Here is a 13684-nt window from a genome sequence, read left to right as displayed (position 1 = left end):
TCCTTTAGCCTTCGGGTTTACGAAGGCTTATTTTTCATCCTGCTGATCATTTACCATGTTTACATTTGTAGTTTGAATGGCTTTCTCAATATCACGTTTTAAACCGAACCAATTCTTGTTGGTATGGGCAGCCATCAGAATACCTTCTCCTTTTGGATGGATCCAAACACGTCGGTGGTACCAGTACATGCCTTGAACGACACCTATCATAAAAATAAGTCCGCCTAATGCGATGATCGGTAAAGTATAGTCACGTTTCACCGTCAATCCGGTCACATCCCTGACATCAAAGTCCTGAAGACCGACTTTGTAATCATTTTCGCCGCTGGCATCCACATTTCTCCCGATACCTGCAAAACTTATTTCGGGTTCTTCTTCTCCGGGAGGATATACAAAGAATACAAAAGCCGGATTTCTGGGATACTTTGTTGATGAGGCAGGTGTACCTTCATCCAAATAGTAGTCAGGAAAATACTGGTCGATGACGACTCTGAAACCATTATCCAAATCGTACTCATAAGCAGGATCAGTCAAGTCGACAGTAAAGCTGGTCAACGCCTCCTCTTCTTCGTCATCTGTTTCATGGATTTTAAATGTCATTGAACTAAACTCGTTGAGCTGGTAGTTTGATTGATATAAAGCATATCCGTCAAATTTGAGCGGCTTGTTGACCTGGATACTGCCTTCCTTGACTTCTTCCAGCTCCGGATCCTCCCCGGCAACCATATTATCGGATCTTTCATAAATGACTGCGTCGGTCTGGTAATTACTCGGCACAGCACCGCCCTGCATCTGGATAGACTCTTGATACCGTTCATCGGATTCATCATAGGTTTCCATGATGAATTCTTTATTTTCTATATAATAACGCTGTTCAGTGTTTGGTATTACGACGGTTTCTCCTTCACGTACCCATACATAGTCATCTATGTACATAAATGGAATAAAACGAAGCAGAACCCCGAACAGAAAGACAATCAATCCAATATGATTGACATATGGCCCCCATCTGGAAAACCGGCCTTTTTCGGCAAGGATATGGCCATCTTCTTCTGTGATGTTATACCTCTGTTTTTTCAGACCATTTATGATTGTCTCCTTCTCTTCTTTCGAGACGTTGTCAGTATTATTGTAGAGTCTTTGCCGCTTTAAAAAAGTTTCATGCCTTTTTGGCTTTTGCATCTTTAAAGCCCTGTATAAAGGAACGACCCGATCGATACTGGCTATGATGATCGATATACCAATCATTGCTATCAAAACCATGTACCACCAGGAGCTGTATAAATTATGGAAACCGAGCTGGTAATAAATCTGGCCAAGAATTCCATAACGGTCGGCGTAATGTTCTGCGGGTTCCACCGTTTGAGGAATATACATTTCCTGCGGGAAAATCGTCCCGACGGCGGAAGCAATAATGGTGATTGCAATCAGCCATACACCTACTTTTACAGAAGAAAAGAAATTCCAAATCTTGTCGATAATGGACTTATTGTAGGTTTGGGAACGCCTGGCACTTCCGTCATACCGCATGTTGAGCAGTTTATTTTTGCCGCTGCCTTCATCGCCGCCTTGTTGGATCGGCTTTCCACATGATTCGCATAGCACTGTGCCTTCCCGATTGACATGCCCGCAGGCATCGCATGTAATTTGCTTCATAAAAATCCCTCTCCATTTTACTAGCTGCTGTTATTGAGGCGTAATTTGCTGCAAATATCCCTCCAGCCGGTCGAGAGTAAGTGCGCCTGACACCTTTTCAACAACCTTTCCTTCAGGATTGATAAACAAGGTAGAAGGAAGTTCTCCTACATCATACAATTCAAGCACTTGATTATTGTTGTCTCTCAATATTGGAAATGAAAGTTCGTACTGATCAACGAATCGATTCACAACCAAATCTGTAGAGTCTAAACTCACCGCTACTATCTCTACGCCTTTTTCTTTATATTCTGGGTAAAGACTTTGCATATAAGGCATCTCTTCTTTACAAGGCCCGCAATATGTAGCCCAAAAGTTCAACATGACTCCCTTTCCTTCAAGGTCGTCTAGCGAGAGTTGTCCCCCTTCACCGTTCAAACGCTCCAGTTTAAAATTAGGCGCCTCTTCCCCAACACCGACAACAATTTTATCTTTAGTAAAGTTAGATACTAAGGCAAACACTACTGCAGCCAATAAAACGATCAAAATAGACGACCGGAATAAGAGCCTCATTTTTTTCTTCTTGTTTTTCCGTTGTTTTGCTTCTTCCACTTTGCTCAAAACGCTCACTCCCTAAACCATTATATCATTTTAAGCAAGCCACAAATTTGACTATTATTTAACACTTTTTTCTGCCATCGACCGGAGTTTTTTGACTTCATGGGGCGTCAGTTCTCTTGACTCGCCTGCATTCAGACCGTTCAATGTAAGGAAACCATATTGTTCCCTCTTAAGTTTTTCAACCGGTAAATTGAGAACCTCCATCATTCTTCTGATATGCCTGTTCTTTCCTTCATGCAATATCAATTGAAGGATGGTGGTGTTTTTTTTGTTATCTGTAGACAGTATTTTTGCATGGGCAACTTTTAGTTTTTCGCCCTCAGAAACTACCCCCTTTTTCATTTTCTTCAGCACATCTTTATCAGGAATTCCTTTAATCTTAGCCACGTAGACCTTGTCCATTTCATAACGTGGATGCATGAGAAGATTTGCGAATTCTCCATCATTTGTCAACAATAACAAACCCGATGTATCGTAGTCGAGACGTCCGATCGGGAAAATCCTTTGTTTTACTTCAGGCAGATAATCCGTGACTACCTTGCGCTCCTTATCATCTTTCACACTGGAAATAACCCCTCTTGGTTTATAAAGGAGGTAATAAACAGGTTCTTCTTTTTCTAACGGGATGCCTTCCACCTCGATTTTGTCGTCGAAGGTCACCTTTGTTCCCAACGTTGTGACAGTCTTTCCGTTCACTTTGACTTTGCCGTCTTCAATCAACTTTTCAGCTTTTCTTCGCGATGTTATTCCACTTTGTGCAATCACTTTCTGTAAGCGTTCTTGAGAATTTGTCATGTTATCACCATAATTTCATTGTATAGTAGCTCTTACAATTTGTTATACGTTCGCTTTTGCAGTTTAAAAGCCACAATAAGAGCGTTAACATAATGTTAACGCCTTAAACCGCAAAAACAATCGTTACAACAACAATTGAAGCTATTATACCAATTAAATCTGCCAATAGTCCAACTTTAAGGGCATCACCCATTTTTCGGATACCAACAGCACCAAAATAAACAGTTATAATATAGAGAGTAGTATCCGTGCTTCCCTGCATGGTTGAAGCAAGTCTTCCAATGAATGAATCTGGGCCATATGTCCTGATCATCTCAGTAGTCATACCGAGTGCGGCCGTGCCCGACAGAGGACGGACAAGTGATAATGGAATGATTTCAGGCGGGACCCCGAGCAGCGACAGAAAAGGTGTCAAAAAACCGATAAATGCTTCAAGTGCTCCAGATGCTCTTAAAATTGCAATAGAAACCATCATCCCCAATAAAAAAGGGAGAAGCGAAACAGCCATTGTGACTCCCTCTTTCCCCCCTTCTACAAACAATTCATATGCCGGCACTTTTTTCCAAACAGCCGCCAATAAAACGGTCAATATAATGACAGGTATCAGCCAAATGCTTACATTTGTGATAATGCTCATTTTTTGTTCCGTCTCACCCTTCTGTAATAAAATAATCTATCAATCAATATAGCTGCACAGGTCGATATAAGTGTAGCGAGAATGGTGGTGCCTACTATTTCTGTAGGTGAAACGGAACCATATTTCATCCTGATCGCTATCACTGTAGTCGGGATTAGTGTCAAGCTGGAAGTGTTAATTGCCAGAAAGGTGATCATGGAACGGCTTGCTTCATCACTACCGTTGAGCTTCTTCATTTGTTCCATCGCTTTTATACCGAGCGGTGTGGCAGCATTGCCCAGACCAAATAGGTTTGCGGTGAAATTTGATAAAATATATCCCATGGCCGGATGGTCTTTTGGGATTTCAGGAAAAAGACGGGTTACTACAGGTTTGAAAACTTTCGTCAAAAAGGTCAGTAAACCAGCTTTTTCGGCCACTCTCATCAACCCCAGCCAGAACACCAAGACGCTGATCAGCCCAATGGAAAGCATGACGGCATCTTCGGCACCCTCAAACAAAGCTTTATTCACTTTCTCCATCGTACCGTTGAACATAGCATAAACGATTCCGACGATTGCCATGAACGCCCATATATAATTGACCATTACCTAACACCCATCATTTTATGAAGCACATTTAAAAAACGATGTTTGACGGTTCCTGTTTTCCTTTCATTGTGGATGGTGACCTCTGTAATGGGTTGCCCGTCAATCGCAAAGACTCTTTTCCCTATTGCGGATCGCGGGACATTCTCCTGCTTCTTAGACAACAAGTAGGTCTTACTCTCAACCTTTACCAATTCATCCCTTTTTAAAGGAAAGATAATGTCATGATGATAGAAGCCTTTCCTGGTCTCCTGTGTCTCTGCCATATGGAAGGTTTCTTTTCCCTGTTCTTGAAGTTTAACCATTTCGTAGTTCTCAAACCCCCAATTGAACATAAGCATATGATCCCTCCAATCATCGGGGTCGTTGATTGTGACCATCACCAGTTCCATGCCTTCTTTCTCTGCTGTGGAGACTAATGTCCGCCCGGCTCGTTTTGTATAACCTGTTTTGCCGCCTGTACAGTATTCATAGTACTGGGTCAACAGCTTATTTTTATTTGCCCAGGCGTATGTCCTTGTTTCAGCTTTATGGGACTTGGCACCAGTGATTTCTCTAAATACAGGATTATCCATAGCATACCTCATGAGAAGCGCCATATCATACGCAGTGGATCGGTGATTCTCTGAATCAAGTCCGTGAGGGTTTTCAAAAACGGTATTGTTCATCCCCAGCCATGCCGCTTTTTCGTTCATCATGTACACAAATCCTTCCAGACTCCCCCCAACATGTTCGGCTATTGCCACGGCTGAATCATTACCTGAGCGAAGCATCAGACCGTAGACAAGATCTTCCAGCTTCATTTCTTCTCCTTCCTCCAAGTAGATCGAGGAACCTTCTGTATAGACAGCCTTTTTGCTTGCAGTAACTTTTTCATCCAACTTTCCTGATTCAATTGCTATGATTGCAGTCATTATTTTTGTGATACTAGCTATCCGCTGTGGTTCATTTCCATTTTTTTCAAAAAGCACTCTGCCTGATCCTCTCTCCATCAAAACCGCACTAGTAGCAGAAACACCAGGACTTGCAATACTTGTATTCGGAAAACTCAACACAATCAGAAACAGGCAGCTGATAATGCTTATTATGGATTTCAATCTCCTACCTCCCCAACCTTCCTTCTTGTACAATATTATGCAAAAAGGACATGCATATGTATAAAATCACCTCTCGCAAAAGGAAGCAACGGAAATAAGCAAGTAGAAAAAAGGAACAAAAAATCCCGGGTTAATCCGGGATCAGTAAAGTTTTATATTGATTTGCTTAGCTTTCTCAAGTCTGGTGGCTACTGAAGGCCAATTGACTACATTCCACCAATTCTTGACATATTGAGATCGGTCATTTTTATATTGTAAATAGTAGGCATGCTCCCAAACATCCAAGACCAGGAGCGGAAATACATCCCATAAACTGAACATTTGATGTTTTTCCACGGTTTGGATGGCAAGTCTCCCGGATCTGAATTCCCATACGAGCACTGCCCACCCCACACCTTCGACCGATTCAGCAGCACTGGTGAACAGACGCTTGAACTGGCTGAAAGAACCGAAATCTTTTTCCAATTGATTCAATAATTCTCCTTTCGGTTTCCCTCCTCCATCCGGTGTCATATTCTCCCAAAACAATGTATGAAGAAAATGGCCTGAACCGTTAAATGCTTGTTCTCTCTGCCAATGTTTCAGTAGCTTATCATCTTTGGGATTACTGTAAATCTCCCTTTCTGCTTTATTAAGCCCATCTACGTAGGATTTATGGTGTCTGTCATGATGGAGTCTCATTATTTCTGAGGAAATGTAGGGTTCCAGTGCATCATATGGATATGGCAGATCAGGGAGCCTATGCCGACCTATGCCGACTGAACCTAAGACATTTCTCTTTTTTGAAATGATCAATTTCAACAGAGAAAGTAAAATTTGGCTCTTTTCTTCCAATTCCGCAATTTTTTCATCCGGGGGATCATTTTGCATTTCCAGTGCGTCGATAACCATCCCCTTCCAGGATACTAGTTGTTTTTTCCATTCACCTGCTTCCTTTTTATCCAAATCAAATCCTTCTATTTTTTCTTCAATATCTTTGCCCCATTGCAGCAAGGAGTTCAAATAGTCTTTTTTAGAGTCATTCATCCAATCACCTCGCCATATCCTATGCACCACTTCCCGCAGAGTGCCTATTCACAGCAAAAATGAAACATATATTTGTACACTACAGAAAGCAACCGATAACGAGTTCCACCGATGGAAGCCACCTTATTTAGTTTCTAGTTGAGAGAAACTGCGACACAACTCTCAGTGTCGCTTTCTTCCATCCATTTCGAATGGAGTGGTAGTCCAGCGCTACGGAAAAATACTCCCTTTCCGGGGGCAGCACCTCAGCCTCCTCGAAAATACAAAACGATTTTCTTCTTTCGATGCCATGCTGACGAAGCTTTCCTTATCCTGTGGGAACAGCGCAGGTCTTAGATGGGTCTGCATCTTCCAGTTAAGCTTTGTAGCAAATCCCTCGACCCATGGTTTTCAGTGGGACGAGTAATCGCAGTCCCAAAAGGGCTTCGATGGGGCGAGTAATCGCAGTCCCAAAAGGGCTTCGATGGGGCGAGTAATCGCAGTCCTAAAGGGAACAGGAAGCTTATTCACGTAGTCCCCTGGCTGAGGCCGTGGCCGCGGAAAGCGAAGTGTTCTGCCGTAGCGGTTGTATAGCACTCGACTTATTCAGGATGGGAGTAAGCCTGTCCAGTTATGTCGCAGTTTATGGATTTTACACAATAAGGATACTGTCAGACTAAAAAGAAAACCGTGAGTTCTGAAAAACAGAATCCCACGGTTTTCTTTTTAGTATCAAGACATTTTAGGTTGGAATTTTGTTTCATAATAAGCAAGGCTTTCTCTTATATCTTGAAAAGAGTCTTCCAATGAACTCATTAAATAGGCAAAAGACCTGGGCGGGGTATGATGAAATCTAATAGAATGATTGCCTGTATAAGATGCCCGGCTGTTCTCATACCACCGATCATATTTTGGTGAATAAAACTCCAATATACATTGGTGGTAGATGCCATATAACGTTTTTTCAACGGCAGAATCAGGAATATTTTCCCGACGAGTCAAACTTTTGACTGCATCCAGCGCTTCCTCGCAAAACACTGCCATTCTTCTTAGACCCTTCATTAATTCCTTATAATACTCAGCATCCTTGCTGCCGTTTTCTTCCAATAAGTCATTAAGTCTGTGATTGTCTAAATAGTCGCTCATTTCTTCTACCGTTTTTGATAAAAAATCCTTTACTTCTTTAACATGAACATGAAGCAATTTATTGCCCATCATTCAGCCTCCTGTATTGTGGAAGAGTTATTATGAATTATATGATTATAATTCGATCAATTTTACTATTATTCCTTTTCCATATCCAATTGATCTTGAAACTTTTCAAAAAATAAATCTGCTTCACCCTCAATATCGGGCTCTGAAAGATTTTCAGGCAACGGTGGAAGCTCTTCGATGGAACGTAAACCGAAGTAAGTCAAAAATTCAGTCGATGTTCCATATAGGATAGGCCGGCCGATCCCCTCTTTTCTGCCGACCTCCTGGATCAAAGATCTGGAAACAAGCGTCTGGACCGGCCGATCGCTTTTGACCCCTCTAACTTCTTCTATTTCAATCCTAGTAATCGGTTGTTTGTAAGCCACGATAGCCAATGTTTCCAGCGCTGCCTGTGACAGCCGGGAAGACTGCGGTGTTTCCAGAAGTTTTTTATAATATCCGGAATGTTCTGGCTTTGTTGTTAAATGGAGTACTTGATTTGATTTCATTATAGTAATACCTCGGGAAGGCTGATTATAATCATCGATCAGCTCCTGCACAAGATGTTCAATTGACTCAGCGTCCAAGTCGAGAGCATTTCGTATTTGTTTGACACTCAGACCTTCATCACCTGTAGCAAACAATAAACCTTCGAGGATTCCTTTATATCCTGTTAAGTCCACTATCGATCCCCCATATTATAGATAATTAATTCATCAAAGTGTTTCTCTTGCACACAATAGATTTCCTTTCCTTTCATCAGTTCCAGAATCGCCATGAAGGTCACAACCACATGGGAACGAGACCGTTGGGGAAATAATTGGTCGAAATGGATGCCGGATTCGCTTTTTCTTACTGCTGTCAGTATTTCTTCCATTCTTACCTTAATGGGAATTTCCGTCCTTTGAATTTTGGTTTCCATCGGCTGGTTCCATTTTTTCCTTTCCATCACCTTATTCATGGCTGCAATCATATCATAAATGGAAACATCACCTGGTACTACCGGAGATTTTGAATTCGATTCTTCCAAAACTTTCGGTGGTCGTGTATATATTTGATTGGCTTCCAGTTCTCTCTCTTTCAGTTCATCTGCCGCTTGCTTGTATTTTCTATACTCAATCAATCGGTGCATCAATTCGTCCCTTGGATCTTCTTCATACTCCTCTTCCTCTGCCTCGACAACTTGGTTAGGAAGCAAGAGCTGGCTTTTGATTGCCAACAAAGTGGCTGCCATGACTAAATATTCACTGGCTATGTTCAGCTCCAGCTGTTGCATAGTATGAATATAATTCATATACTGCTCGGTAATCTGAGCCACAGGTATGTCATATATATCAATTTCATACTGGTTTATCAAATGAAGCAAAAGATCAAGCGGTCCTTCGAATGCTTCGGTTTTGACTTCGTATGCCTCACTCATGTTACTCTTCCTTCCTTACTGAAAAACTCCAAAAAAGTTAAGAACACCATCTTAAACCAGAATAATGTTTTGATGTACTGCATGAACGCCTATACGCATACTCACCAATGGCATACATTATTAATGTAAGATCAAGTTTCAAACTATTTCCTGAAAAAAGGAGGAGTTTTCATATGGGTGCTAATTACGGCGGTGGATTCGCTTTGATCGTTGTGTTGTTCATTCTTCTTATTATCGTCGGTGCTGCTTGGTTATAGTATAGACTGTAAAAAAGCCTCCGGTCAGGCTAGTATAAACATGTAAAGCTGCCTCTATGTATATTAATGGACGAAATAGAACCGGTCAATACTCAGGCAAAATTGATCGGAAGAAAAACGTAAAAGCCAGCTCTAAAAAGGAGCTGGCTTTTCACTTGGATTATTCCAAGTCATATGTCCATTAATCACGATTCAAGACTTGTCCCATCTTTTCCTTCTTCTGTATCCTGACATTTATCAAGGAATCTTTCCGTCATATCATTTGAACATACAGCATATTTTTCAGCATACATTTCTTTGATACCTTGTACCATTTTTCTTCCTATTCCCATATTGCGATGGGATGGATTAACCGTAATATGCTGTACAATAACATTAACCTGGTTTTCAAACCTGATACCGACGGCACCGAGAATATCTTCTTCTTTCCACAAAAAAAGATGCCAGTCAGGATTGTTTTCATATTCCTTGATGGTACTCTGCAGTTTTTTTACTTCTTTTTCCTCAGGCATAAACGACAGAAGTCCCATAGCAATTTTTTCAAAGCTTTTCTTATAACGAATTAACATATTTACCCCTCATTAAGAAAATAACCTCCATGCTATTAATTAAGACCTCACCCATATAACATGAGCGGACCAAGTGGAAGTATATTTCTGTTAAGATACTAAATTATTCGGCAAACTATACTATATTTATGACTCACTTATTGGAATTTGTCAAATAGCTTTACTGGTTTTTTTATCATCATAATACGATGCCGAACCAATAAATTATACCCCAAACAATTCCACCTAATAATAGAATGCCAAACAGGATCCAATTTTTCTTTTTTTCATTCAATGAAAATCTTCCTTTTTTAACATGCCAACAGCTTCACTTTCTGCTTTCATTAATAAAGCTCCCAAAATATGGCCGGATTCATGGATGAATACTCCCAGTGGAGATACAATATAAATCAGGTACACGAGCATTATGAATCCAAAAGAACACAATCCTTTGCAAAGCGCTATATCGGCATTTTCTTTTTGGGTCCAAGGGGTTGAGAGGGAATACTAGACCGTCTCGACATGAACTGATTTCATTTCATCTCCGGGCTTGATTCTTAATACGGTATCCATTCCTTCAGTAACCTGTCCAAACACGGTATGCACACCATCCAAGTGAGGCTGAGGTTCATGAACGATAAAGAACTGACTTCCCCCCGTATCCTTTCCGGCATGGGCCATGGATAAACTTCCAGCCACATGTTTATGTGGATTGCCTTCTGTTTCGCATTTGATAGTATAGCCCGGGCCTCCTGCGCCTGTTCCAGTCGGATCTCCGCCTTGAGCGACAAAGCCAGGTATCACTCGATGAAAAGTCACGCCATTATAAAAACCGCTATTTGCCAGTTTTTCAAAGTTTGCCACCGTATTGGGAGCTGCATCCTCATACATCTCAATTTTAATTTGTTCGCCATTTTCAAATTCTATCGTCGCTTGTTTCATTTCTTTATTCGCTCCTTCATTTCGTATGATAAGTCATTTTTAGTTAAGTCATGATAGGATTCCCGCTGGATGACCAGTTGTTCATCACCGTTTTCCGCAAAAACGACTGCTGCTTTAGGAAAACGATTATAGTGATTGGACATTGAATAACCGTAGGCGCCGGTACTGAAAACAGCCAGCAGGTCACCATGTTCAATCCTTGGAACTTCTATATCCCATATTAACATATCTCCGGATTCACAGCATTTTCCGGCTATCGAAACTGTACGTTCTGTCGGTGCAGCTGCTTTGTTGGCAATCACTGCTTCATATTGTGCTTTATACAGAGCCGGCCTCAGATTATCGGTCATGCCTCCATCGACAGCAACATACGTTCTGACGCCTGGAATCTCTTTAACAGAACCTGTTTTGTAGATAGTCACTGCCGTGTTCCCGACAATAGACCTTCCCGGTTCTATCCAGATTTCCGGCAACTCCAGTCCCAGTTCGTCCGTTTGTGACTTCACTTCCCGGACCAATGCTTCGACATAGCGGTTAAGAGGCAAGGGTTCATCGGCACCAGTATAACGGATGCCAAAACCGCCTCCCAGGTTCAATACGCTTGGCGTAAATCCAAAAATTCGACTCCAACGCGCCAATGTTTCAAAAAGCTTTCTTACAGCTAATTCAAAACCATCTGTTTCGAATATTTGCGAGCCGATATGGCAATGCAAACCAAGCACGTTTATAGAGTCAATATCTTTCAAGACTTCAAATGCCTGGTCTGCTTGTCCATTTGCCAGGTCGAATCCGAATTTGGAATCTTCATTCCCTGTCAGAATATAATCGTGTGTATGGGCTTCTATGCCAGGGGTCACTCTTAAAAGGACGTCCATTGTCTCCTGACGTTCTCCCAGTATATCCCGCAACAGCTCGATTTCATAAAAGTTGTCAATAACGATGCAGCCAATCTTGTTTTCGACCGCCATCTCAAGTTCTTGATAACTCTTATTGTTGCCGTGCATATGGATTTTATCTACTGGAAAATCAGCTTGAAGCGCTGTATATAATTCTCCTTGTGAAACGACATCCAAACTCAGATTCTCCTGTTTGGCCACTTGCAGCATAGCGATTGACGAAAATGCTTTGCTGGCATAAGCCACTTGTGCTTTTACTCCGAGTTTTTTAAATGTGTCCACAAATGATCTTGCATTTCTTCTGATTAAATCGACATCATAGACAAAAAGCGGTGTACCGTATTTTTCCGCCAGGTAGGTGGTATCCACTCCGCCTACTTCCAAGTGTCCCTGATTATTTACTTTAAAAGGGTGCTTCACGCGTCGACACCTCCATCCTGTTTCACGCATTTGCATAAAAAGTCCCTTATCACCAACAGTTCATGGAGAACTCCTAATAAAAGCGATAAAGGGACTTTTGATAAACCTTTATATTATTTAAACAAGGTAAAATTGATTCCCTCTCATGAATACATAAAACAAATTTACCACAATAGTGTAAAAGGTTCAATATTTAGTTAAGGCTGCCTGTAGCTGTTACGAGGATGGACAATACTCGGTCTTTTTTTCGTGATCGGCACGGAAACGCGGAAAATGATCTGCATCAATGCGTTGGCATTGAAAGGAATAAAAGGCCATAAATATGGTGTATTTAATGATTTGGTACTTGCGAGCAACAACAAGTACAAGGTGAAACCAATAACCAAACCATTAACTCCGAACATTGCTGTAATGACAAGCAAAATGACCCTGGACAATTTATTGGCAACACTTAATTCATAACTCGGTGTAGCAAAAGATCCAATTGCACATATTGACACATACAATATGACTTCTGCCGTGAATAGTCCTACATCTATGGCAATTTGGCCAATTAAAACAGCAGCAATCAAACCCATTGCTGTAGAAAGAGGGGTCGGCGTATGAATGGCAGCCATCCTCAAAAATTCAATACCGATGTCGGCGATGATCAGTTGCAAAACAACTGGAATGTTACCTTCGTCATTAGGCCCGATAAAATCCAGGTTTTCCGGTAGCAGATTGGGTTCCAGGACGAATACAAGCCATAGGGGAAGCAAAAAAACAGAAGACAGGATGCCTAAAAACCTTATCCACCGGATAAATGTCCCGATGATCGGTACTTGCCTGTACTCTTCCGCATGTTGTACATGATGAAAAAAAGTGGTCGGCGTAATAATTACACTTGGTGATGTATCGACCAATACAATAACATGGCCTTCCAAAAGATGGGCAGCCGCTACATCAGGCCGCTCGGTGTATCGAACAAGAGGAAACGGATTCATACCTTGATGAACCAAATATTCTTCAATTGTTTTATCTGCCATCGAGATTCCGTCGACTTCAATGTTCTTCAGCTCGTTTTTAATCAGTTTGACAAGTCCAGGGTCTGCTACATCCTTCAAATAGGAAATACAAATATCTGTTTTTGACCTTTCGCCAACCTTCAACATTTCATGTCTTAGCCGTTCGTCCCTGATTCTTCGGCGGGCAAGCGCCGTATTTTCGACAATATTTTCCGTGAAGCCGTCTCTCGATCCTCTGACTACTTTTTCAGTATCGGGTTCTTGTGGAGTACGCCCTGGATAGGATCTCACATCAATGACAAAGGCTTCTGATTCACCTTCAACGAAAATGACAACTAAACCGGTCAGAATCTGGTCCACAGCTTCATCCATCGATGTGATTTTGGTGACCTGCTGATGAACTAGATGGTTCTCTATTACATGGAACAGTTTGCTTTTTGAAGAAGTGGAATGAAGATCATTAATTTCGAGAACTTTCTTTATCAATTCAACGATAATCGGAGTTTCTACCAGTCCGGTCAAGTAGTAGAGATGGATTTTCTTTTTAAGAATAGACAATTCCCTGAAGCCTACATCGTAAGAAGCTTTTACACCTATCCGTTCTTCCATGTATGCTTGATTTTTTT

General features: G+C 41.4%; 15 protein-coding genes. 1 reads left to right on the top strand and 14 read right to left on the bottom strand.

Features of this window, described 5'->3' with window-relative positions:
* Positions 1 to 27: 27 nt before the first annotated feature.
* The 10 genes from resB to CZ434_RS02730 all read right to left on the bottom strand — a co-directional run bounded on the left by resB (position 28) and on the right by CZ434_RS02730 (position 8991).
* Positions 28 to 1656, bottom strand: coding sequence for a cytochrome c biogenesis protein ResB (gene resB, locus CZ434_RS02775; RefSeq protein ID WP_077621686.1), 1629 nt, complete (start codon positions 1654 to 1656; stop codon positions 28 to 30).
* Between the two features lie 30 nt (positions 1657 to 1686).
* A complete protein-coding gene (resA, locus tag CZ434_RS02770) occupies positions 1687 to 2256 on the bottom strand; it encodes a thiol-disulfide oxidoreductase ResA (RefSeq protein WP_281252227.1) in 570 nt (189 codons plus the stop codon).
* A 54-nt stretch (positions 2257 to 2310) separates the two neighbouring features.
* Complete coding sequence (locus CZ434_RS02765; RefSeq protein WP_077621685.1) at positions 2311 to 3051, bottom strand: pseudouridine synthase; 741 nt, start codon at positions 3049 to 3051, stop codon at positions 2311 to 2313.
* Between the two features lie 103 nt (positions 3052 to 3154).
* Positions 3155 to 3688, bottom strand: coding sequence for a spore maturation protein (locus CZ434_RS02760; RefSeq protein ID WP_077621684.1), 534 nt, complete (start codon positions 3686 to 3688; stop codon positions 3155 to 3157).
* Positions 3685 to 4275, bottom strand: coding sequence for a nucleoside recognition domain-containing protein (locus tag CZ434_RS02755; RefSeq protein ID WP_077621683.1), 591 nt, complete (start codon positions 4273 to 4275; stop codon positions 3685 to 3687). The genes CZ434_RS02760 and CZ434_RS02755 overlap by 4 nt, the downstream gene beginning before the upstream one ends.
* The gene (locus tag CZ434_RS02750) at positions 4275 to 5372 is read right to left on the bottom strand and encodes a serine hydrolase (RefSeq protein WP_077621682.1); all 1098 of its coding nucleotides are present in this window, start codon (positions 5370 to 5372) and stop codon (positions 4275 to 4277) included. Before CZ434_RS02750 ends, CZ434_RS02755 begins: the two co-directional genes overlap by 1 nt.
* Positions 5373 to 5513: 141 nt before the next feature.
* Positions 5514 to 6398 (bottom strand): superoxide dismutase, encoded by an 885-nt coding sequence (locus CZ434_RS02745; protein WP_077621681.1) that lies wholly within the window; start codon positions 6396 to 6398, stop codon positions 5514 to 5516.
* Between the two features lie 711 nt (positions 6399 to 7109).
* On the bottom strand, positions 7110 to 7592 hold the full coding sequence (locus tag CZ434_RS02740; RefSeq protein WP_077621680.1) for a DUF3907 family protein: 483 nt from the start codon (positions 7590 to 7592) through the stop codon (positions 7110 to 7112).
* Positions 7593 to 7660: 68 nt separating this feature from the next.
* Positions 7661 to 8254 carry an SMC-Scp complex subunit ScpB gene (gene scpB / locus CZ434_RS02735; protein WP_077621679.1) on the bottom strand — a complete coding sequence of 198 codons (594 nt, stop codon included), beginning with the start codon at positions 8252 to 8254 and terminating at the stop codon, positions 7661 to 7663.
* Positions 8254 to 8991 carry a segregation/condensation protein A gene (locus tag CZ434_RS02730; protein ID WP_077621678.1) on the bottom strand — a complete coding sequence of 246 codons (738 nt, stop codon included), beginning with the start codon at positions 8989 to 8991 and terminating at the stop codon, positions 8254 to 8256. The genes scpB and CZ434_RS02730 overlap by 1 nt, the downstream gene beginning before the upstream one ends.
* 173 nt (positions 8992 to 9164) lie before the next feature.
* On the opposite strand from CZ434_RS02730, the gene CZ434_RS02725 reads away from it, so the two are divergent.
* Positions 9165 to 9248, top strand: a complete 84-nt coding sequence (locus CZ434_RS02725) for a YjcZ family sporulation protein (protein WP_077621677.1) — start codon at positions 9165 to 9167, stop codon at positions 9246 to 9248.
* Positions 9249 to 9433: 185 nt separating this feature from the next.
* Here the strand turns inward: CZ434_RS02725 and CZ434_RS02720 are convergent, their stop codons facing one another.
* From CZ434_RS02720 to CZ434_RS02705, 4 genes are all read right to left on the bottom strand, one after another.
* Positions 9434 to 9817: a GNAT family N-acetyltransferase gene (locus CZ434_RS02720; RefSeq protein WP_077621676.1), complete on the bottom strand. Its 384-nt coding sequence runs from the start codon at positions 9815 to 9817 to the stop codon at positions 9434 to 9436.
* 486 nt (positions 9818 to 10303) lie between these two features.
* Complete coding sequence (locus tag CZ434_RS02715; protein ID WP_077621675.1) at positions 10304 to 10738, bottom strand: peptidylprolyl isomerase; 435 nt, start codon at positions 10736 to 10738, stop codon at positions 10304 to 10306.
* Positions 10735 to 12054, bottom strand: a complete 1320-nt coding sequence (gene lysA / locus CZ434_RS02710) for a diaminopimelate decarboxylase (RefSeq protein ID WP_245830916.1) — start codon at positions 12052 to 12054, stop codon at positions 10735 to 10737. Before lysA ends, CZ434_RS02715 begins: the two co-directional genes overlap by 4 nt.
* 197 nt (positions 12055 to 12251) lie before the next feature.
* Positions 12252 to 13667 (bottom strand): spore germination protein, encoded by a 1416-nt coding sequence (locus tag CZ434_RS02705; protein WP_077625048.1) that lies wholly within the window; start codon positions 13665 to 13667, stop codon positions 12252 to 12254.
* Between the last annotated feature and the right edge of the window lie 17 nt (positions 13668 to 13684).

The sequence above is a fragment of the Sediminibacillus massiliensis genome, from assembly GCF_900156915.1.
Taxonomy (GTDB): Bacteria; Bacillota; Bacilli; order Bacillales; family Amphibacillaceae; genus Sediminibacillus_A; species Sediminibacillus_A massiliensis.
The sequence above is the reverse complement of the archived record's forward strand: the minus strand, read 5'-3'. Positions and strand labels throughout refer to the sequence as shown.